22 protein-coding genes are annotated in these 20,993 nt (G+C 45.9%); 8 read left to right on the top strand and 14 right to left on the bottom strand.

Annotation, left to right across the window (positions count from 1 at the left end):
- Positions 1–42: 42 nt before the first annotated feature.
- The 8 genes from FJ023_08325 (at position 43) to FJ023_08290 (ending at position 7,640) form a co-directional block, all read left to right on the top strand.
- Positions 43–591 (top strand): translation initiation factor IF-3, encoded by a 549-nt coding sequence (locus FJ023_08325; protein ID MBM4447335.1) that lies wholly within the window; start codon positions 43–45, stop codon positions 589–591.
- The gene (gene rpmI / locus FJ023_08320; GenBank protein MBM4447334.1) at positions 592–795 is read left to right on the top strand and encodes a 50S ribosomal protein L35; all 204 of its coding nucleotides are present in this window, start codon (positions 592–594) and stop codon (positions 793–795) included. It begins immediately after the preceding gene.
- Positions 796–810: 15 nt separating this feature from the next.
- Positions 811–1,170 carry a 50S ribosomal protein L20 gene (gene rplT, locus FJ023_08315; protein MBM4447333.1) on the top strand — a complete coding sequence of 120 codons (360 nt, stop codon included), beginning with the start codon at positions 811–813 and terminating at the stop codon, positions 1,168–1,170.
- Between the two features lie 24 nt (positions 1,171–1,194).
- On the top strand, positions 1,195–2,274 hold the full coding sequence (gene pheS, locus FJ023_08310) for a phenylalanine--tRNA ligase subunit alpha (GenBank protein ID MBM4447332.1): 1,080 nt from the start codon (positions 1,195–1,197) through the stop codon (positions 2,272–2,274).
- 31 nt (positions 2,275–2,305) lie between these two features.
- Positions 2,306–4,711 carry a phenylalanine--tRNA ligase subunit beta gene (locus FJ023_08305; GenBank protein MBM4447331.1) on the top strand — a complete coding sequence of 802 codons (2,406 nt, stop codon included), beginning with the start codon at positions 2,306–2,308 and terminating at the stop codon, positions 4,709–4,711.
- A 102-nt stretch (positions 4,712–4,813) separates the two neighbouring features.
- Positions 4,814–6,562 (top strand): hypothetical protein, encoded by a 1,749-nt coding sequence (locus FJ023_08300; protein ID MBM4447330.1) that lies wholly within the window; start codon positions 4,814–4,816, stop codon positions 6,560–6,562.
- Positions 6,563–6,638: 76 nt separating this feature from the next.
- On the top strand, positions 6,639–7,193 hold the full coding sequence (locus tag FJ023_08295) for a hypothetical protein (GenBank protein MBM4447329.1): 555 nt from the start codon (positions 6,639–6,641) through the stop codon (positions 7,191–7,193).
- 192 nt (positions 7,194–7,385) lie between these two features.
- Complete coding sequence (locus FJ023_08290) at positions 7,386–7,640, top strand: hypothetical protein (protein ID MBM4447328.1); 255 nt, start codon at positions 7,386–7,388, stop codon at positions 7,638–7,640.
- Here FJ023_08290 and FJ023_08285 read toward each other — a convergent pair.
- The 14 genes from FJ023_08285 to FJ023_08220 form a co-directional block, all read right to left on the bottom strand.
- Positions 7,637–9,346, bottom strand: coding sequence for a proline--tRNA ligase (locus FJ023_08285; protein ID MBM4447327.1), 1,710 nt, complete (start codon positions 9,344–9,346; stop codon positions 7,637–7,639). The two genes, FJ023_08290 and FJ023_08285, sit on opposite strands and share 4 nt — an antisense overlap.
- A 52-nt stretch (positions 9,347–9,398) precedes the next feature.
- A complete protein-coding gene (locus FJ023_08280; GenBank protein MBM4447326.1) occupies positions 9,399–9,680 on the bottom strand; it encodes a DUF4389 domain-containing protein in 282 nt (93 codons plus the stop codon).
- Between the two features lie 98 nt (positions 9,681–9,778).
- Positions 9,779–10,825 carry a flavodoxin-dependent (E)-4-hydroxy-3-methylbut-2-enyl-diphosphate synthase gene (ispG, locus tag FJ023_08275; protein MBM4447325.1) on the bottom strand — a complete coding sequence of 349 codons (1,047 nt, stop codon included), beginning with the start codon at positions 10,823–10,825 and terminating at the stop codon, positions 9,779–9,781.
- A complete protein-coding gene (locus tag FJ023_08270) occupies positions 10,822–11,892 on the bottom strand; it encodes a site-2 protease family protein (protein ID MBM4447324.1) in 1,071 nt (356 codons plus the stop codon). Before FJ023_08270 ends, ispG begins: the two co-directional genes overlap by 4 nt.
- Positions 11,877–13,025: a 1-deoxy-D-xylulose-5-phosphate reductoisomerase gene (locus tag FJ023_08265; protein MBM4447323.1), complete on the bottom strand. Its 1,149-nt coding sequence runs from the start codon at positions 13,023–13,025 to the stop codon at positions 11,877–11,879. Before FJ023_08265 ends, FJ023_08270 begins: the two co-directional genes overlap by 16 nt.
- Complete coding sequence (locus tag FJ023_08260; protein MBM4447322.1) at positions 13,022–13,816, bottom strand: phosphatidate cytidylyltransferase; 795 nt, start codon at positions 13,814–13,816, stop codon at positions 13,022–13,024. Before FJ023_08260 ends, FJ023_08265 begins: the two co-directional genes overlap by 4 nt.
- 143 nt (positions 13,817–13,959) lie before the next feature.
- A complete protein-coding gene (locus FJ023_08255; GenBank protein MBM4447321.1) occupies positions 13,960–14,517 on the bottom strand; it encodes a ribosome recycling factor in 558 nt (185 codons plus the stop codon).
- Positions 14,514–15,251: a UMP kinase gene (locus FJ023_08250; protein ID MBM4447320.1), complete on the bottom strand. Its 738-nt coding sequence runs from the start codon at positions 15,249–15,251 to the stop codon at positions 14,514–14,516. Before FJ023_08250 ends, FJ023_08255 begins: the two co-directional genes overlap by 4 nt.
- A 2-nt stretch (positions 15,252–15,253) precedes the next feature.
- On the bottom strand, positions 15,254–15,757 hold the full coding sequence (locus FJ023_08245; protein ID MBM4447319.1) for an elongation factor Ts: 504 nt from the start codon (positions 15,755–15,757) through the stop codon (positions 15,254–15,256).
- 43 nt (positions 15,758–15,800) lie between these two features.
- Positions 15,801–16,586 (bottom strand): 30S ribosomal protein S2, encoded by a 786-nt coding sequence (rpsB, locus tag FJ023_08240; GenBank protein MBM4447318.1) that lies wholly within the window; start codon positions 16,584–16,586, stop codon positions 15,801–15,803.
- Positions 16,587–16,848: 262 nt separating this feature from the next.
- Positions 16,849–17,982, bottom strand: a complete 1,134-nt coding sequence (locus FJ023_08235) for an acyl-CoA dehydrogenase (GenBank protein ID MBM4447317.1) — start codon at positions 17,980–17,982, stop codon at positions 16,849–16,851.
- A 22-nt stretch (positions 17,983–18,004) separates the two neighbouring features.
- Complete coding sequence (locus FJ023_08230) at positions 18,005–19,189, bottom strand: pimeloyl-CoA dehydrogenase large subunit (GenBank protein MBM4447316.1); 1,185 nt, start codon at positions 19,187–19,189, stop codon at positions 18,005–18,007.
- 279 nt (positions 19,190–19,468) lie between these two features.
- Entirely contained in the window at positions 19,469–20,296 is an 828-nt protein-coding gene (locus FJ023_08225; GenBank protein ID MBM4447315.1) for a transcription elongation factor GreA, read from the bottom strand.
- 87 nt (positions 20,297–20,383) lie between these two features.
- Positions 20,384–20,993 (bottom strand): hypothetical protein (locus FJ023_08220; GenBank protein ID MBM4447314.1); only part of this gene is annotated, 610 nt, incomplete at its 5' end.

Here is a 20,993-nt window from a genome sequence, read left to right as displayed (position 1 = left end):
TCTGCCAAATGGTCTACTTCGTGTAAGGAGGTGAGGGGAAAAATAGTCAAAGAATTACGCGTTAATCGGCAGATTAGGGCTAAGGAGGTTCGGCTTATAGGGGAGACAGGAGCACAGCTGGGAGTATTCCTACTTGAGAAGGCGTTACAGATCGCTAATGAGCAGAGTCTTGATCTAGTGGAGATGGCACCTAATTCAGTTCCTCCTGTATGTCGACTTCTTGACTATGGAAGATATAGATACGAGCAGACCAAGAAGGAGCGTAAAGCACGAAAGAGCCAAAAAGGCGTTGTACTCAAGGAAATCCGAATTAGGCCTAGGGTGAAGGAACATGATCTTGATACCAAAATTAAGATAACGAGGAAATTGTTGGAGGAGGGTGATAAAGTAAAGGTATTTATAGCTTTTCGGGGACGTGAGATTACGCATCCGGAACTGGGCTTGAAATTATTACGAAAAGTGGCAGATGATTTGAAAGACATAGCAATCTTGGATGGGGCACCGTCTTCAGAAGCACGTTTTATGAGCCTGGTGCTATCGCCCATTTCGACCAAACACACTAAGAAGCCATCTGTTGAGGAGAAAGTTTAGATGCCGAAACTTAAGACCCATAAGGGAGCTAAGAGCCGCCTCCACATCACCGGCAGCGGCAAAATTATGCGCGTTAAAGTTGGCAAGAGCCATCTAAGGCGTAAGAAGCCGGCCAGGACCAAGCGCCTTTATGATGACATGATTCTGGTGCAACCTTCTGATAAGGTTAGGCTGAAGAGATTACTGCCCTATGGCTTGAAATAGATTAGGAGGACGTGATTGCCACGAGTTAAAGGCGGAATAGTCACTCATCGACGACATAAAAAAGTACTGAAGCTAACAAAGGGACATAAGGCCACAAGACATGCTATATTTCGGCGTGCCCACGAGTCCATGATGCATGCTTTATTTTATGCCTATCGGCATCGCCGAGAGCGCAAGGGTGATATGAGGCGGTTGTGGATTGTTAGGATAAATGCTGCTTCCCGTGCTGGAGGACTTTCCTATAGCCAATTTATGGATGGTCTAAAAAAAGCCGATGTAGGAATCGACCGCAAAGCATTGGCAGAAATGGCAGTAAACGATCCAGCCAGCTTCTCTAAGCTACTGATGTTAGCTTCAGCCAAACTTAAGAGCTAAAATCCCCCTCACATAGTGAGAATGATGCCAAATCAGGTTGAAGAGCTTGCCTCTAAAGCTTTTGATGACCTAGAAAAAGTCACCGATATCAATGAACTTGAAGCGTGGCGAATTCGCTATTTAGGCAGAAAGAGCGCCTTCATACAGATTTTGCGGTCATTAGCTGCTTTACCACTGGAGGAGAGGCGTGTGGTTGGGGCTCGAGCCAATGAAATCAAGGAAGCTCTTGAAACTCGTTTGGCGGAGAAAAAGAGGAGTTTAGAACAGCGGACCATTTATCCATTAGGCATTACATCAGAAGTGGGGTTTGGAAAGACTAGTTTAGCGCAGCTTAAAAGTCTCGATGTTACTTTACCCGGTCAACAGGTTCCTATCGGTCGTCTACATCCAACAACTCAGATGCTTGAGGAAATTTGTGATATTTTTGGTGGCATGGGTTTTCAAGTTGTTGAGGGGCCGGAGGTGGAATGGGATTATTATAATTTCGAAGCTCTCAACATGCCCACTGACCACCCAGCCCGTGATATGTTTGCCACATTATGGGTTGACTTCGAGACTGAAGCTGGTGGTAACCCCATGCTTTTGAGAACTCATACTTCTCCAGTCCAGATAAGAGTCATGGAGAAATCACGTCCGCCGATAAGAATAATAGCGCCGGGACGAGTCTACAGGTATGAAGCCACAGACGCTACACACGAATGGATGTTTTACCAGGTTGAGGGGTTGGCGGTTGATAGGAACATAACCCTGTCTGACCTAAAGGGTACCCTTTTTGAATTTGCTCACCGCCTTTTTGGCGAGGAGAGGAAGTGTCGCTTTCGTTGCGATTATTTCCCGTTTGTAGAGCCTGGTGTTGAAGTGGCTATTGATTGTCTAGTGTGCCGTGGTGCTGGATGTCGACTGTGCGGCAATAGTGGCTGGATTGAAATTCTAGGTGCGGGGATGGTGCATCCTGAGGTTCTTCGGCGTGTTGACATCGACCCTGAAGTTTATTCTGGTTTTGCCTTCGGTATGGGTGTAGAACGTATTCCAATCCTGCGCTATGGTATAGATGATATCCGCCTCTTCTATAGTAATGACCTTAGGTTTCTAAGACAATTCTGAATCTGGTCGTTTTGATTTCTAGAACTCAATAATGAAAGTTTCACTTCGCTGGCTAAAGGAATATTTCGACTTTTCCGTACCACTCGGGGAGATGTGTGAACGGTTGACTATGGCTGGTTTAGAGGTTGGAGGAGTGGAGGTCATCGGTGGGAACTGGAAGAATATAGTAATTGGCAAGATAGTTGATGTTAATGCCCATCCTAATGCTGATCGTCTGAAATTGGTAACCGTTGATTTGGGGAAGCAACATTCCACCGTGGTCTGTGGGGCACCTAATGTCGCCGTTGGTGATAAGGTGGTTTTTGCTCATGTGGGGGCTCAACTCATAGATGGTCATAGTGGAGAGATGGTACAATTGAAACCGGCTAAGATTCGTGGTGTTGTTTCTAAAGGGATGATTTGCTCTGAGAAGGAATTGGGAATTTCTGGTAGCCATGAAGGGATTTTGATTCTATCTATGGAAGCGACAGTTGGCACTCCTTTGTCTGAGTATCTTGGTGATACGATTCTAGACCTAGACATAACACCAAACCGACCTGACTGCCTATCGGTGATTGGCGTTGCTAGGGAAATGGCAGCTCTTGCCGGGGGTAAACTGCATGTTCCTGACGTTCGTTATCAGGAATTAGAAAGAGCGATAGACTTATTTGTCTCAGTGGAGATTGTTGAGCCGGATTTGTGCCCCAGGTACTGTGCTAGTTTGCTTAGTGGGATTAAGCTGACTTCATCGCCTCAGTGGCTGCAAAGGCGTTTGTTGGCTTGCGGTATGCGTCCTATTAATAATATCGTTGATGTTACAAACTATGTGATGCTGGAATATGGACAACCACTTCATGCTTTTGACTACAATCAGATACGTGGGAAACAGATTGTCGTACGCCGAGCAGCAAACGGTGAGACTATAACTACGTTGGATGGGAGTGAGCGGACTCTAAACCCGAGTATGCTGGTTATTGCCGACAAGGAGCGAGCTACTGCTGTTGCTGGCATTATGGGAGGGGCAGATACGGAAGTTACTGCCAATACTACCACCGTTCTGATAGAATCAGCGAACTTCGATCAGGCGGTTATTCATCGGGGGAGCCTTGGTCTTCGGCTAAGCAGTGAGGCTTCGTTGCGCTTTGAGAAGGGACTTAGCAGGGACTTGCCACTAATAGCGTTAAAACGAGCCACTGAATTGATGGCAGAATTGGCTTGTGGCAAGGTGGCAAAGGGAATTATCGATGTTTATCCCGGAAAGCAGCAGAGGGAACCTGTATTGTTGCCTCTTGCTGATATTAAACGGCTTCTTGGTGTGGAGTTGGAAATTAGAGAAATAACAAAGGCTCTGGAGCTATTGGGGTTTGGTTGTCGGCAAGCTGGGTCAAACTCGCAGGTTCAGGTGGATGTTCCCTGGTGGCGCACAGACATCAGTTGTGCTGCTGATTTAGCCGAAGAGGTAGCTCGCATTATCGGCTATGACAACATTCCGATTACCATGCTGAGTTCGCCATTGCCAAGGCATGAGCCACTGCCGATGTTGTCTCTCAGGCGACAGCTACGGAATATCCTTGTTGGCTGTGGTTTTCAGGAGATACTCACCTATTCCTTGACCAACTTGGAGATGCTGAGCAGGCTTTCACCACAACTTCGCCTGATAGGTCCGACTCCAATGAAAGTGGCTAATCCAATGTCCAGAGAGCAGGAATATCTTCGCACCAGTTTGCGAGCTGGCCTCCTATCAACTCTAGCTCGGAATGAGAGATATCAAGAAGGTAGCATTAGACTTTTTGAGGTTGGGAAGGTGTTTTTACCCCTGGAGAAAGACTTGCCCCAAGAAAAAGAGATGTTTTGTGCTGTGCTCGGTGGTTCACAACGTAGGTTGTCCTGGCGTGGTAAAGAGGAGTCTGTTGATTTCTTTACTGCCAAAGGGGTACTGGAGACCGTTTTATCACGGTTAGGATTGGTGGTGAGCTTTGATGCGGGTGAAGATGAAAGTTTATTTTCCGGGAGAATCGCCGATGTAGTTATTGGAAATGAAAAGTTGGGTGCAGTTGGTGAACTGCACCCCGAAGTATCAAAAGCTTTTGAACTTTCTGATACGGCCTATCTTATTGAAATCGACTTGGATAGATTGTCATCTTTTACCGCTGCTCTCAAAAATTATCAACCGATACCCCGATATCCAAGTACGAGCAGGGATATTGCACTTCTGGTGGATGAGCAGATAACTTATCAACAGATTTGTACTATCATTCAAGGTTTTCCTCTAGTAAATTCGGTCGCTCTTTTCGACCTTTATGTAGGAGAGCAGGTGCCGGCAGGTAAGAAATCCCTCGCTTTCAGAATTATCTACCGGTCATCCACGCATACCTTGACTGATAGCGAGGTCGACGAAGTCCAAAAGCAAATTCTTGATAAATTACAACGCGATTTAAGGGCTATCTTGCGGGGCTGATTTGTCCGCGAACAGAATTGTTCAAAACCTTCCACTTAAGCAGAACTTTTGCCTAAATTTGCGTTATAATAGGATGTGATTATTTGCAGGAGGGGGACAAGCGTGAAAACTAAAGTTTTTGCCCTGGCTCTTTGTTTAGCTTCGCTTTTAGCCCTTTGTTTCGCAAGTCATGTCCAGGCTGCTGGCATGACTCCAGCGGCTGGTGTTGTCGGGACGATGGTGACCATATCTGAACTGACTGCTGGGTCTTATTCCATTAAGTGGGACGGAGCTGAGGTAAAGCAAGGCACACTGCCTGGAGGTGGTAGTGTTGCCTTTACTGTGCCTGATGCCTCCCGGGGTAACCATACTGTCACAGTGGAAAATCCGACTAATACCCAGGTCTTGTCCACCCAATTTTCTGTTCTTCCCTCGATAAATATTAACCCAAATTCAGGTACTTTTGGTGATTCTATCACTATTGATGGAAAGGGCTTTGCCGTTACTGAAAGCAACATTGCGGTCACTTTTGATGGCGCAGATGCGAAGACAGGAATTTCCGCTAATGATAAAGGCTCATGGAGCACAACTTTTTCTGTGCCCAGCTCTGCAAAGGGTAGTCACTCGGTTGATGCCTCAGGAGGCACCACTAAGGGGGGTGATGTTCCTGATGTCACCTTAACAGTTAGTCCCAAAATCAGTCTTAGCCCGGCGTCTGGTGGTGTTGGCACTTCAGTTATTGTCAGTGGTACTGGCTTTGGCAAGGATGAAGGCAGCATTCGAGTCACCTATGATGGCACCGATGCAAAGACTGGGGCCAGTGCTGACAGTAAGGGGTCGTGGAGTGTTACCCTTGTTGTTCCTAGCTCTATTAAAGGCGTTCATACAATAGATGCTTCAGGTGCTTCTACCAAGGCTGATGAAGTTCCTGATGCCACCTTTACAGTCTCCCCTGCTGTGAAAATTAAGCCGGAATCGGGGTATGTGGGTGACAGTATAACTATCGACGGCAGCGGTTTTGGTGGAAGCGAGAGTGGTATAGTGGTTACGTTTGATGGTAGTGTTATCAGAAGTGATATAACAGCTAATAAAGATGGTTGCTGGACCATCTCTTTGGCTATACCTGACAGTACTGCGGGTAGTCATTTCATAGATGCTTATGGTGCTTCAACTACTGCTGCTGACATTGCTGACGCTAAACTGGCCATTTTATCGAAAATCGTTATAGAGCCTACCGAAGGCTATGTAGGTTGTGATATCGTGGTCAACGGTACTGGTTTTGGCACAGACAAAGAATTGACTATTAAATATGATAATGTTGCTGTGGTTACTAAATTGGTCACAGATGCTAAAGGCAACTTCCAAACAAACTTTAATGCCCCTAAAAGTCTAGGTGGTAAGCATAATGTAACCGCTGCTGATGTTGGTGGTGCCTCAGCCTCTGGTATTTTCACCATGGAGACGGCGCCACCATCCTTACCACAGATTGTGTCGCCGAAGGATGGGAGTAGGGTAGGCTTTTTCGATCGTGCTGCTCCTACCTTCGAATGGATTGATGTCTCTGATCCGAGCGGTGTTTACTATAGTTTACAGATATCTTCTCAACCTGACTTTGTGACTACGATGTTAAGTAAGGATGACCTGGTTGAGTCTCAATATACCTTGACTGATGCTGAAGCTTTACTTCGAGGAAAATACTATTGGCGGATTAAAGCTGTAGATGGTGCCGGTAATGATAGCGGTTGGACCACACCAATACTTGTTAAGATTGGACTTATGCCGCTATGGGCGTTTATACTTGTCGTCGTTGTTGCTGGCGCTTTTATAACTCGATTAGTTTTCTTTTTGCGGAGTGTCAGAAGGGGTCACTAGAGAAAGCTTCACTAAACAAATCAATATTTATCCTTAAATCTGGTGAACAAGGATGAATGGGTAAGGTTGGTTAAATTTGTCAGCAAAAAGTAAGTCGAATCTTTATCTGTACTTGGCTTTAGTCTGCTTCGCTGGGATTTTGGCTATATTTGTCGTGGATGGCTACTTAGGTTTATATGATACGCTGTATGTCACAGTTCAAGAACGTGAACAGGTAATAGAGCCTGATTATTGGCAGCAGCGCTGGGTAAAAGAGAGTTATGAGGGTTACAGCTTAGGCGTGGGATGGGGGGAGTCTATCCCCTTTCGGTACGAGATTGATAATAGAAGCTTTTCAACCTATTTGGTTGATGTAGAGGTTTCAGTTTGGAAGGGTGGCCAAAAGATTGTTGAATTGTTGGATAGAACAGAAGTCTCGGTGGCACCATTCAAGAAGACAATAATTGATTGGACACTGCAGTCTGAAGATCTGGGAGAGTCAAGTCCTGTGTCTGGGGAGTATAGAGAATATACTGTACGAATCAAGCGTGGGGAAATAGAGCGCAAAATAATCCTGAGCTATTATCCTGTGCCAGGGTACCCTGAAAAGGGACCACCTCTGCCTATCCCCGTGCCTGAGACCAGCAGGTGATGAGGTATTAAGCGTATGAGAATCTATATTCTGTATGGTTTTGGAATCTTGCTTTGTGTTTCAGGAGTTGGCTATCTGGCGGTGGAGTATATTAAATACCTCTCTGAACCAGGCAAGCTAGCTTGTCTGGCCTTGACCACGGCTATGTTTGCTCTGTTTGGAAAATACTTTTATGAGAGAGGTTGGTGAGTCATGGGTGCTGTAGCTGTTATTGGCTCTTTAGCTTTTATCGGCTGGTTGATTTGGCGAGCAGCGAAAAAGAAGCCGATCAAAGCTCATTTGGTGAGTTACATCCTTGCCTGTATAGCCGGCGTTTTCACCTTTACCTTCTTTCTGACTATGGGCCTACCAGAGGTGGTAAAGATATTAGCCTCTATTATCCTGGGTGGTGTGTTGATATTCATAGCTGCTTGGTTTCAGCGGCGTATCAAGCCAGAAGAGCGTTAATTGCTCTTAGCTTCGCGGAGCAACCTCTTGATTTTTGGAGTTATCTCTTCCAAAGGTAATAGTTGGGTTTGTTTTTCCTTGCGCCATTTTACCTCTATGCTCTGGCTTTCCAAGGTGCGAGGGCTTATGGTTAAGCGGAGGGGTATGCCCAGAATATCGGCATCGTTGAATTTAACTCCTGGGGAGTCATTTCTGTCATCGAAAAGCACTTCTATGTTTTTGTTAGTTAAATCTTGATAGAGTTTCTCGGCGGTTTCAGCGATATCAGGATTTTCTAAACGAAGCGGGCAGAGGTAAACATGATAAGGGGCAATCGCCGCTGGCCAAATAATGCCTTTATCATCGTGATTTTGTTCCACTGCAGCTGCCAGTAGTCTCCCTAACCCGATGCCGTAGGTACCCATAATGATTGGGTGTGATTCTCCATTTTGAGCAAGGAAAGAGGCGCCCATCTTCTCGCTGTAGAAAATACCTAGTTTGAAGACATGACCTACCTCAATTCCATGGCTGGACTGGAGTTTGCCGTTGCATTTCGGGCAGTCATCTCCGGGGCGTGCTATGGCAATATCAGCTATGAGGTCAATCTTGAAATCACGAGGGTAGTTCACGTTTTTAAGATGAGTATCTGGTTTATTGGCACCGGCAATGAAATTGGAGCCTAAGTTTATTGAGTCATCAGCTATAATCTTTATTCCTTTTATACCAATTGGCGAAGCCGAGCCAGCTACTAAGCCGGCTGTCTTAACTTCAGTTTCAGTAGCCAAGCATAATTCAGAGCATTTTAACAAGTTTTTGAGTTTTGTCTCGTTGACTTCCAAGTCCCCCCTGATCACTACAAAGATAATCTCGACATCTGCCGAATAAAAGACTGCTTTCAAAGTATGGCTTGTTGGAACACCAACAAAATTGGCTACCTCTTCGATGGTTTTGATGTTTGGGGTTGATATTTCCTCAATAGATAGGTGAGCTTTTGTTTCCTGTTTGGGCTTGATGCTCTGAGCCTTTTCTATATTGGCGGCATAATCGCAATTCGAGCAATGAATGATTTCGTCTTCACCGGTTTCAGTGATGAGCATAAACTCATGGGACTCCTTGCCGCCTATGGCGCCACTGTCGGCTTCTACTACAACTGTTGGTAAGCCACAGCGGGAGTAAACGTTCTTGTAGGCTTGAATCATCTCTTGATAGCTTCGGTCTAAATCTGCATCATCGGTATGGAAGCTGTAGAGGTCTTTCATAATAAACTCGCGGACACGTAGTAAGCCGCCTCGAGGCCGCGGTTCATCGCGGAACTTATTCTGGATTTGATAGAGGAGAAGGGGTAAGTCGCGGTAGCTCTGCACGTATCGTCGCACAAGATCGGTGATAATTTCTTCATGGGTGGGTCCCAAGACTAGCTTGTGTTCTCGTCGGTCGGTGACCGTGAGCAACGTTTTGCCAAAAGAAGGATATCTTCCTGATTCCTCCCACAGTTCGAAAGGTTGAAGTGTAGGCAGCATTAACTCCTGCCCACCGGCTCTGTCCATTTCCTCTCTGATTATCTGCTCGATTTTCCTGAGCACGCGCCAACCTAGAGGTAGGAAGGAGTAGACGCCGGCTGCTACTTGTTGAATCATCCCTGTCCTAATCAACAACTGATGGCTTAAAGTGTCGGCTTCTGAAGGTATTTCCTTTAGCGTTTTGCCGAAGAGATTAGAAAATCGCATATTTCTATCCTTTAAGCTGACTTTGCTCTTAAATGGTAGCCTTTATTGCTGTTTATTCTATACTAAAGGGCGGATATTTGTCAGTCAGGAGCAGATAATAACCGCTTACCCTGGTGTACCAGCGCACATAGCCAGAGATGAAATTAAAAGCCCATTTAGGATACCTGCCGGTGAACAGAATAGCCCACCAGGCGATAAAAACAACAAGACTGGAAGCTATGCCTAGAGCCCAAAGGATGATCAAGTGAGGTATAATCATAAGGCCTCGAAAGAGAGTGGTCAACCTTGAAAGCTTCTCTTGATAATCCACATTAACAATTATCGGATATTCCACTTTATTCTCCCTCTTGGTTTTTGTTATTCCTATTTGTTATTTGTGATTTCAGGCTCTGTATAATTCGAGCCAGTTTGTTAAAAAAGACCTGTTTAATTTTAAAGGCTTTTTACTTCTGCCATCAGTGCTTCTAAGAAGTCTTTCTCAGCGATGGTGCTGACCACTTTGCCTTTTCTAAAAATGGCACCTTTGCCTTTGCCGCAGGCGATGCCGACATCGGCCTCCTTTGCTTCGCCTGGTCCATTGACAACGCAACCCATGACGGCAACCTTGATAGGTTTACTTATATCTCTTAGGTTTCTGTCTACGGATTCAGCAAGGCTGATGATATCGACTTCAGCCCGTCCACACGAGGGGCAACTTATCAAGGTGGGGCCATGTTGGCGTAAGTTAAGGCTTCTTAAGATTTCGTAAGCGGTGTCTACTTCTTCGCAGGGATGGGCGCTAAGGGAGACACGGATAGTGTCGCCGATGCCTTCATGAAGGAGTATGCCGATGCCTACAGCACTGCGGACGGCTCCGGCCCTGGGGATTCCTGCCTCAGTTATACCTAAATGCAAAGGGTAGGGTATTTTTGAGGCCATTGCCCTATAAGCTTCGATAGTCGTAGGTACGTCGAAGGCTTTAAGTGAGACTTTAATCAAATCAAAGTCAAGGCTTTCCAGTAGGTTGATTTGCTCCAGAGCTACATTAACCATATGCTCAGATATGGGCACAGATTGCTTTGAAGATGGTGGCAGGCTTCCAGCATTGATACCTATGCGGATGGGTATTTGTCTTTGCTTGGCTGCATGGACTACTTTAGCAATTTGTTCGGGATCACGGATATTGCCCGGGTTCAAGCGAAGACCATCAGCGCCGGCTTTCAATGCTTCAAGGGCAAGTCGATAGTCAAAATGGATATCTGCAATTATGGGGATGGAGGTACGCTGCTTAATGGTCGGAACAGCCTGTGCAGCTTCAAAATCGGGCACTGCTACTCGGACTATCTCACAGCCACTGTCGGCGAGTTCCTTGATCTGAGTTATGGTAGCTTTTATGTTTCTGGTATCGGTTTTGCTCATAGATTGGACTACGATAGGTGCATCGCCACCTATAGTTATTGTTCCGACTCTAATGGGTCTGGATTGCCTGCGGATCATCAAGGTAATGCGCTCTCTCCTTGAAAAATGCGTGTAATGTCATAATAGCTTATAACAATAATCAAAAGTATCAGCACTATGAAACCAATTAGATGCACAAATCCCTCTCTCTTCGGCGAAATCCTTTTTCCCCGTCGGATCCATTCTAAAGCTACAAAGATGAGTCTGCCCCCGTCTAGACCCGGGAAAGGTAGCAGATTAATTAGGGCCAAGTTTATGCTAATTAGAGCAGCGAATTCGAGTAACGGACTAATACCAGCCTTAGCCATCTCACCGGTCAGTTCAGCAATACCTATTGGACCAGTTAGCTGAGGTGCTGTTCCTCTAATGAACCAGCCTACTATTTCATTCCGGAATAAGATGAGGATTTCCCCGCAATGAATTATACTTGAAGGTACTGCTTTCCAGATGGGATAGGATTCGCGGACTATGGTGCTATCTACTCCGATGATACTAATTCCAGTGGCTCCTTGTCCTTGCGGTGGTTTCCATCTTGGTTGCACAGTTACTTTTTGCTGACTGAGTTCGCCTTTTTGAAGCAGGATATGTACCTCTGAGCCGAGGTTAAGCTGGATAATATAGCTGACATCGCCGCGGTTTCTAATTGTGTGATTGTTTATTGCCAGGATTGTGTCTCCCGACTCAATCCCAGCGATTTGAGCTGGTGAACCTGATGCCACTTCTTTCACTTGGACTTTTTCCAGAACCATATCGTGGGGGATCATGAAGCTGATTGAAAGTAGTAATATCGGAAGTAAAATATTCATCAATGAGCCAGCGCTAAGAACTAGTAATCGAACGGGGATACTCTTGCTGGCCAGACTACCTGGTAGCTTGGGATCTTCTTCTCCCAGCATCTTGGTGAAGCCACCAAGGGGTATGGCGTTTAGTGAATATGTTGTCTCGCCCCGCTTGAAACTTATAAGCCTAGGTGGAAAACCGATGCCAAATTCCTCTACTTTTACGTGGGTAAGCTTGGCTGTGATGAAATGCCCAAACTCATGGGCGAAGACAAGTAATATTAGTATGCCGATAAAGCTGACAATTGTAAGTGCTATTGTTTCAAGCATAAGCTTGCCTTGTTAGTAAGTTTCAGTGCGGTATCTCTTGCCCACTCATCAGCAGCCAAGATATCATCCAGGGTAGGGTTAGTTGTGCCTTGGTGTAAGCTGATGGTCTTGTTTATTATTTCGGCGATGCCAGAGAAACTAATATGCTGTTTAAGAAAGAGTTCGACAGCTATCTCATCGGCGGCACAAAGTACAGCAGGGTATGTCCCTCCCTTTTTACCAGCATCAAGTGCCAGTTGTAAGCACGGGAAAATAGAATAGTCTATTGTCTCAAAAGTCAGTGAATTCAGTCGGGTTAGGTCAATACGTGGTAAACTGGGGTTAGCAAACCGCTTGGGATAGGATAGAGCGTATTGAATAGAAAAATGCATGTCGGGGATACTGAGTTGAGCCTTTAGCGAGCCGTCGATAAATTCTACTAGGGAATGAATAACGCTCTGAGGATGAATGACGATTTCTATTTTGCTAAATGGTATAGAGAAAAGCCAATGAGCTTCGATTGCTTCTAGCCCCTTGTTCATTAGAGTTGCCGAATCAATGGTCACTTTCTTTCCCATTCTCCATGTAGGATGTCGCAGAGCTTCTTCAATAGTGACTTTAGTTAACTGCGCGGGTGAATAATGATAGAAAGGCCCCCCTGATGCTGTCAGGATAAGCCGGGCCACCTCAGCTTTCTCTCCACGAAGGCACTGCCATATAGCGCTATGTTCGCTGTCAATAGGGAAGATTTGAGCTTCGTATCGTTTAGTTTCTGCTACAACAATTGCACCTGCCATGACTAGCACCTCTTTATTGGCCAGAGCTATTTTTTTGCTAGACCTTATGGCGGCTAGTGTTGGAGCCAGCCCTATTTTACCCGAGGTGGCTATGACAACGATGTCGACTTCAGGGTGGGTAGCTATGTCCTCTAGTGATGATAACTTTGTTTTGTCTGGCAGGCTGATCTTAAGCGGCGAATATGCTAGTTTGGGCTGAAATCGGCTGATTTGTTCAGCAAGCAAACTCGTATTTTTGCCGCCAGCTAATCCTACTATCCTGAATTTGCCAGGGAAGGCCCCTATTATGTCTAGGACTTGTTGCCCTATTGAGCCTGTCGAGCCTAGAATTGCTAGTTTTTTAATAGTGTTGCTCATAATGTGGCTAGTATCACGCAATAGTATACAATAGCTCCGGTGAATATGAGACTATCGATGCGGTCTAGTATACCACCATGTCCAGGTATTAGCTTGCCTGCATCCTTTACACCTGTGTTACGCTTAAGTAATGACTCTGCTAAATCTCCGAGCTGAGCGAACAGGCTGATAACACAGCCTAAAAGGGCCGTCTGCCAGTAGCTGAAGGGCAATGGAAAGATTATGCTGAGAATTAGGGAGGCCACAATGCTGGTCAATAGTCCACCTATGGCTCCTTCCCAAGTTTTGCCTGGGCTTATGGATGGTGCTAGAGCGTGTTTACCCCAAGTTCTGCCGACAAAAAAGGCACTGGTATCACTAGCGAATGTAGTGAACATAGCCCAAAATACCAACACTTTGCCAGCCTCCAAGCTTCTGAGTTCGACCCAGTGGTTGAGCATCCAGCCTATATAAAGGATCCCTGTCATTGTCCATGCCCAATTAGTGAAAGCCTCTTCCCGCGGAGATTTAAGCAAAAGCCAGATTAGCGAGACAACTATGGCTGAGGTGATGAGGAAAGGTGCTGCAACAGGATATGGGCAATGAGGGCTTAGGACTATAAGTAGTACCCAAGCCATACCGAAATAGGTGAGCGGCTGTATTTTTGACTGGCTAGCCATTCGATAAAATTCCAGGCTACCAAGTGCGGCCATAACAGCTATCATGAGGGTAAACCAGGGTTCACCAAACCAGATTATGGCAATAACGAGTGGTAGTCCGACAATGGCAGTGAGAATTCTATACCTGAGCATGTTTATTCTTGGGCTCTAAGTGCCTTAGGTAGCAGTGGATGTAGTGAGGAATACTGAATGTTGGCGGAGCTTTTTGAGGCTGGCATGATGTTTTATGTGTGGATTTACTCCCTTGAAAACATGGGCATGCGGGTTTCGGAGTTTTAGACCTCCATTATCTCTGTTTCTTTGGCTTTTCCTATATCGTTGACCTTGTCTATGAAGTTATCGGTGAGTTTTTGCAGTTGTTCAGAAGCACGTGTGTATTGATCTTGGGATATTTCTTTATTTTTTTCTGACTGCCTCAGTCTTTCGATGCCTTCCCGTCTTAGGTTACGAAGCGCAATCCTTGCCTCCTCTAACCTTTTGTGAACTACTCTGGTTAACTCCTTACGTCGTTCTTCGGTGAGGGGTGGAACAGGTATGCGTATGACGTTGCTATCGCTTGTTGGATTTAGGCCGAGGTCAGACGTGAGAATAGCTTTCTCGATACTGCGGGTTGAACTGCGGTCCCATGGTTGGATGAGTATCATCTTTGCTTCAGGTATTGAGATAGAAGCCATCTGGTTGATCGGAGTGAGGACACCGTGATAGTCAGCTTTGATATGCTCAACCAAGGCCGGTGATGCACGTCCTGTGCGAATAGCTGCCAGGTCTCGGGTTAAAGCATCGGCAGCCTTTTGCATTTTACCATTGATTTCGGTGAGTATTTGCTCGATCATCTCTCTTCCTCGTTAGTGACAAAGGTACCGACGTGTTCTCCAAAGATGGCACGCTCTATACTCTGTTTTCCTTGTAGGTCGAAAATTATTATGGGAAGCTTATTGTCCCGACATAGAGAGAAAGCAGTGCTATCCATTACCTGGAGGCGTAAGTTTAGGGCATCTTTGTGGGTTAAATGGTAAAATTTCTTTGCCTTTGGATTTCTGAGAGGATCAGAATCGTAAACACCATCGACTCTGTTTTTGGCTACAAGAAGGACTTCGGCTCCGACTTCAATGGCTCGCAGTGCCGCAGCAGTATCGGTAGTCATGTAGGGATTTCCTGTACCTCCGGCGAAAATAACCACCCTCCCCTTTTCTAGGTGTCGGATGGCACGACGACGTATATACGGCTCGGCTACAGCATGCATGGTAATGGCTGATTGAGTTCTAGTAATTATTCCTTCGCTTTCTAACGAATCTTGAAGGACCAGGGCATTGATCATCGTAGCTAACATCCCAGCATAGTCAGCTGTGGCTCGATCCATTCCTTTGGCTTCACCACCAGTGCCTCGCCAGAAATTGCCTCCTCCGACGACTATAGCTACCTCAACTTCTTGCTCAATTATTTGTTTTATTTGCCGGGCTACACGTGTCAGTATTGAACGGTCAATGCCAAACCTTTTCTTTCCCATGAGCGCTTCTCCACTCAGCTTGAGCAAGACACGCTTGTATTTGGGCTTTTTTGTTGCCACTTCTAATAACCTAGTTCGAATCTGACGAATCTGCGTATTTTGATATTCTCACCAACCTTGGCTATCGTTTCAGTGATGATGTCTTGGACGGTCTTGTTGGGGTCTTTGATGAAGGGTTGGAGCAGGAGGCAAGCTGTTTGAAGGTCTGTGTCTGTTTCTTGTGGCATGTCTTCTGGAGAAATGAATCTTGGGGACATAGCGGTTATTTGCAGAGCTAGGTCATGGGCTAACTCTTTGAATTCGTCAGTGCGGGAAACAAAATCGGTCTCACAGTTGATTTCAATTAATGCTGCAATCTGGCCTCCTTGGTGGACATAAGCTTCGATTATTCCTTGGTCTGCGGCACGGTCAGCCTTTTTTCGAGCCAAGGCCAGTCCGCGCTGGTTGAGAATATCGGCTGCCTTTTCCAAGTTTCCTTCTGCTTCGAGGAGAGCCTTTTTACAGTCTATAACACCAGCACCGGTTTTTCCCCTAAGCTCCTTTATCGCTGTAGTTGAAACTTGCAATTCTACCTCCTCTTGCTATGTAGGATAAGGCATCACTGCCTCGCTATTCATCTTCGTCAGGTGCAAAAATATGGGGTTCCATTAATTGGGTGCGTTCCGTATCTACAGGAGCTAGTTCAATGGTTCCCATTTCGCCGGTCTCCTTAATCATCTTACCTTCGAGAACCGCATCAGCTATTTTGCTGCATATGAGTTTGAGTGCCTTTATAGCATCATCGTTAGCTGGAATAAGGTAATCAATATCTGTTGGGTCGCAGTTAGTGTCTACAATAGCTACTATTGGTATGCTAACCTTTCTTGCTTCAGCCAAAGCTATTTTCTCTTTAGTTGGGTCAACAATGAATAGGGCTCCAGGAAGCGTAGTCATTTCCTTAAAACCACCAAGAAGCTTATTAAGTCGTGCTATTTCCTTCTCGACTTTCAATCTCTCCTTTTTTGATAGGTAATCTAGCTCACCTTTATCCCTTCGATCTTCGAGGCGAACTAGGTAGTCTATCCTGGCTTGGATAGTAGCGAAATTAGTTAGCATCCCACCTAACCATCTTTGGTTGACATAATACATACTACATCGTTTGGCTTCTTCTTCTACTATTCCCTGAGCTTGCTTCTTGGTGCCGACAAAGAGAACGCTTTGGCCGTTACTGACTAGGTCTCTAATGTAAGCGCAGGCTCTATCCAGCATAGCTACAGTTTGCTCTAAGTCGATGATGTGGATGCCATTGCGCTGTGTGAAAATATAGTTTTTCATGTGTGGGTGCCAGTGACCGGTTAGATGTCCAAAATGAGCTCCGGCTTGTAGGAGCTGTTTAACTGAAATAGACTCCGGCAAATTTTGACCTCCTAATTTATATTAAACCCATGAGAAACAAAGTTTTTCAGGGGTTACTAATAGTATTCCCTAATCAAATTTGCACATCAGTATAGCATAAGGTGCTTGGTGAGGCAATTGAGCAAGAGGGAATAATTACTCACAGAGTTAAGTTGGTTTGATAGTTCAAATAGTTTTTCTTAGTTTCCACTTAGTTAAGAAAAAAGCTTAGCCCCTCCGACTAAGAGGGGCTAAGTGGAGTGCTCTTTGCATCTAGATGTGCTTAGATTAGTCCAATTTTCTGGGCTACCAGCTCCCTGTGGAAATCAGTGCCGCCGTAAGTGGTGTCTGCAGCCTTTGACCTTCGATAATAAAGTGGTATATCGTGGTCATGGCTGGTGGCAATGGCGCCGTGTAATCTTATTGCCCACTGACCCACATTCTTGTAAGCCTCGTTGACATATGCCTTTGCCAAGGATGCTTCTTTGGCACAGGGTTGACCTTCTGATTCCATCCATGCCACCTCATAGACTAAATAACGGCCGGTTTCCATTGAGGTCCACATGTCAGCCATTATATGCTGAAGTGCTTGGAAGGCTCCGATAGGCCTATCATACTGAACCCTTTCTTTGGAGTACGCTACAGTCATTTCGACGCAAGTCTGTATCGCACCGATGGACTCTGCGCACTTAGCGATAGCTCCTTTGCGTAACATCATTTCCACAATCGGCCATCCTTCATCTATCTTGCCCAGCATGTTTTTCTTGGGCACAGTAACGTTCTCAAAGCGCACCTCGCATAGCTTATCTGCGGCTATGGTGGGCATTACTTCACAGCTTATTCCAGGGGCTTTGGAGTCAACTAAAAAGAGGGTGATTCCTTTCTCAGGAGAAGTCCCATCTTTGGTTCGGGTGACGCAGATGGTGTAATTGGCTACATGGGCCATTTCAACGAAGAGCTTTGTGCCATTTATTATGAAGTCATCCCCTTTAGGTGTTGCTTTAGCGGCAATTCCATAGGCGTTGAATGTCCCTTCAGCTTCGAGGAGGGCCGTAGTAATAATTAGTTCTCCCCGAGCTATTTTGGGCAGGAGCTCTTTCTTTTGTTCCTCAGTCCCGGCCTCGAGGATAGGGAAGGTGCTGATTACGGTAGAGATTAGCGGTCCGGGAAGTATATTCCTACCTGCCTCCTCTAAGAGGACTGTCAGATCCTGGAAGGTGTAACCCATGCCCTCGTATTCTTCAGGGATAACCAATCCCATCCACCCCAGCTCGGCCATCTTCTTCCAGAGCTCGGGAGAGTATCCCTTCTCACTCTTTTCAAGCTCTCTTACCAGAGTTTTAGGGCATTCCGTGGTAAGGAAATCCCGTGCCATTTTCTTCAAAATCTCTTGCGCTTCAGTAAATCTAAGGTCCATGATTCCTCCTATCGAAACTTGTTTATTTCATTCTGGGCAAGCCCAGACCATACCAGGCGATGATATTCCTTTGTATCTCATTTGTCCCCATGGAGATGATGGTTATGAAACATTCTTGGAATGCTTTCTCCCAAGCCCCGTGCATAGGAGCCCATCGGGAGGTTTTGACCTGGCCGTATGGACCTGCGATGTCGGTTGCAACGAAAGCAAAACGCTTGCCTAACTCGCTGTAGAATATCTTTGCTGCTGATGCATCCATCAGGGCCATCTCGTTCCTGTTTTGCAAGTCAGCTATTCGGTATGCGATGGCGCGGGCTGCTTGCAGTTCACAGGCTAGTTGTGCCACTCGGTTGCGTATTAATGGGTCTCTGGCTAAAGGTTGACCGTTCCGCTTGGTCTCATTGCAGTATTTCACTAGCTCTTCCAGATCACGGAACATAGCCATGATTTCGGTCATCCCCGACCTCTCGAAACCGGCGAGGAGATTGACCACCGCCCAGCCTTCGTTTTCCTGGCCGACGATATTTTTAGCCGGCACATGGACATCATCAAAATAAACCTCACAGAATGGGCCACCGCCATCTATGTATGGGATAGGCCTTACCGTTATCCCGGGCGTTTTCATATCGAGCAAGATGAAAGTGATGTTGTGGTGTTTCCGAGCAGCTGGGTCGGTCTTGAATACTCCAAAGCCCCAATCAGCCCGGTGAGCACCCGTATTCCAGGTCTTCTGACCGTTTATAACGTATTCATCACCCTTTTTTATCGCGGTGGTGGCCAGAGTGGCCAAGTCTGAGCCTGCATTGGGCTCGCTCCATAGCTCGCACCACATAACCTTTCCTTGGACAATTGGCGGCAGAAATTCTTTCTTTATTGCGTCGCTTGCGGCCTGTAAAAGGGTAGGGGCGAGCATTTGCACTCCAAAGATGTCAACACCAGGAATTCCATGGTATCCTCTCGCCTCGGCGAAGAGGACTTTGTCCATCATGGTTCCACTGCCGCCGTATTCAGGAGGCCAGGCTAAGCCAAGCCACCCCTTTTTAGCGAATTCCTTGGCGCAGTAAAGGTGGAATTCCCAGCATTCATCAACCTCAAATACAGCCTCAAATCCTACAAAACTTGGTGGCCTTTTTTTCTCAAGTTCCTTACAGACCTCGAAAAACTCTTTTCTGTGCGCTTTCTGTTCCTCTGTTAGCTCAAAATCCATGTGTACCTCCTTTAGATTTGAATTCCTATGACAGCGTCGCTGGCTAGTTATAGGCACAAAATATCCAACACCAGCTGAGCGCCAGCTTAGGTTGCAACTTTATTACTGTTTACGTTTCCTACTCTCAAACTACTGTAGATGCCTCACAGCTTTCACGCATAAAGCTGTACCAATTTGCTTGGGAAAAACTCTCGTAGTTTAAATTCTATCTTTAGGCTCGTCTATTATAATATAGAATTCCTAATTTGGAAAGCCTTGAATATCTTGGACAACCTAAGTTCAACGATGTTGGATGTCTTCAATTCTGTAACGCAGAATACCAGCTGGTGCCTTGACCTCAACATTTTGTCCTTGCATCTGCCCTAACAATGCTTGACCCATAGGTGAGACAACAGAGATCTTGCCTTCTGTCGGGTTAGTTTCACTAGCATCGACTAAGGTGTAGCTTACCTGTTCGCCTGAAGCTAGATCACGGAGCACTACTTTATCACCAAAAGTTATTTCACGACCACCAATCTGCTGTTCATCCACTAATGTTGCCATTTTTAAAGTCGATTCCAGTTCTCTAATTCGTGCCTCCACATGGCCCTGGTGCTCTCTGGCTGCCTCTAGAGGTGCATTTTCGCGGAAATCCTTGTCAGAGGCTGCTTTCTGGATTTCTTCAGCTATGCGCGGTCGTTCGCTTTTGAGGGTGATAAGCTCTGCTTTTAAATCCGCGTAGCCTTGGCCGGTCAGCAATACTTTTCTATGGTAACGTCGTTTCAAAGGTAAGGCTGATTTTGGTGGAGTTTTCTTGCTCTTCAGGTGGACAGCCAAGTTTGTCCTTGTCAAGCCCTGCTTGTGGGCATAAGCAAGGAAGGTTTTGATTATCCCTAGTTTCTCAACTACTTCAGTGGTTGACGAAGTTATCTGCTCGGCATAATTGGCGACTTCGGGTATGGTGAGCTCATTTAGTGGACGTGTTTCTCCGTACCAACGTACGAATTTGTATACTTCCTGCTGGGCTGTTGGTCTTTTCTCTGAGGGCAATGTTAAAAGAAACTGAGTGGCAACTTGTCCTAAGATATAGCTATATGGAGCTGAATCAGGCGCGTTTTTTGAGGCCATCCCTTTGCTCCAAATCGTACTAATAATAGAACAGAGGGACAGGCCATGTCAAATGCCACTGAGATTGAGGTTGCCAATGCCTGTCTCTCATGATATAGCGTAGCCAATAAGCTTTAAGGCTAGTTTGGCTGTGAGGAAAGCGCAAGAAACAGCGCCCTCTTTGGGGTACAGTTCCACCAGATCAAAACCAATGACACGTTTATGCAGGGTTACCGCTCTTAGTAAATTCAGAATTTCATGCCACTGCATGCCACCTGCCTCGGGCGTGTCTACTGCCGGCATGACTGAGGGGTCAAAGACGTTCAAATCAATAGACATGTAGACGTTGTCGCTCAGTGAAGTCATTATCTGTTCGGGTGAAGCCAAATCTGAACTCGATGTGTAGATATAAAAGGGATGTATGCTATTCTTGGTCGAAAACTGCTGCTCTTCCCATCTTGGGCTCTGTATTCCAACTTGCGCTGTGGGGCAGATCTCAAGAATACGGCGCATTACACAGGCATGGCTGTATCTAGTTCCTAAATATTCATCGTGGAGATTAACATGTGCATCTAGTTGCATCATGCAAAGATGACCCCACCCCCATAAACTAGGAAGGTTATAATTAGAGTCTTCCGGCGTTAAGAACAATAAAAAGGAGGACTCGAAATGACCCGAAAGAAGTACACGGAAGAGCAGATCATCAACATCCTGAAGG

This window comes from Chloroflexota bacterium (genome assembly GCA_016875875.1).
Taxonomy (GTDB): Bacteria; Chloroflexota; Dehalococcoidia; order GIF9; family UBA5629; genus 9FT-COMBO-48-23.
Note: the sequence above shows the minus strand (reverse complement) of the source record. Positions and strands in the feature narration are given on the sequence as shown.

Bases quoted from the DNA above. Each gene is read 5' to 3' on its own strand.
- FJ023_08225 (MBM4447315.1), bottom strand. From the start codon at position 20,296: ATGGCCTCAAAAAACGCGCCTGATTCAGCTCCATATAGCTATATCTTA.
- FJ023_08230 (MBM4447316.1), bottom strand. From the start codon at position 19,189: ATGGATTTTGAGCTAACAGAGGAACAGAAAGCGCACAGAAAAGAGTTT.
- FJ023_08260 (MBM4447322.1), bottom strand. From the start codon at position 13,816: ATGCTCAGGTATAGAATTCTCACTGCCATTGTCGGACTACCACTCGTT.
- FJ023_08290 (MBM4447328.1), top strand. From the start codon at position 7,386: ATGGGTGCTGTAGCTGTTATTGGCTCTTTAGCTTTTATCGGCTGGTTG.
- FJ023_08285 (MBM4447327.1), bottom strand. From the start codon at position 9,346: ATGCGATTTTCTAATCTCTTCGGCAAAACGCTAAAGGAAATACCTTCA.
- FJ023_08265 (MBM4447323.1), bottom strand. From the start codon at position 13,025: ATGAGCAACACTATTAAAAAACTAGCAATTCTAGGCTCGACAGGCTCA.
- FJ023_08270 (MBM4447324.1), bottom strand. From the start codon at position 11,892: ATGCTTGAAACAATAGCACTTACAATTGTCAGCTTTATCGGCATACTA.
- rpmI (MBM4447334.1), top strand. From the start codon at position 592: ATGCCGAAACTTAAGACCCATAAGGGAGCTAAGAGCCGCCTCCACATC.
- pheS (MBM4447332.1), top strand. From the start codon at position 1,195: ATGCCAAATCAGGTTGAAGAGCTTGCCTCTAAAGCTTTTGATGACCTA.
- FJ023_08255 (MBM4447321.1), bottom strand. From the start codon at position 14,517: ATGATCGAGCAAATACTCACCGAAATCAATGGTAAAATGCAAAAGGCT.
- FJ023_08305 (MBM4447331.1), top strand. From the start codon at position 2,306: ATGAAAGTTTCACTTCGCTGGCTAAAGGAATATTTCGACTTTTCCGTA.
- FJ023_08235 (MBM4447317.1), bottom strand. From the start codon at position 17,982: ATGGACCTTAGATTTACTGAAGCGCAAGAGATTTTGAAGAAAATGGCA.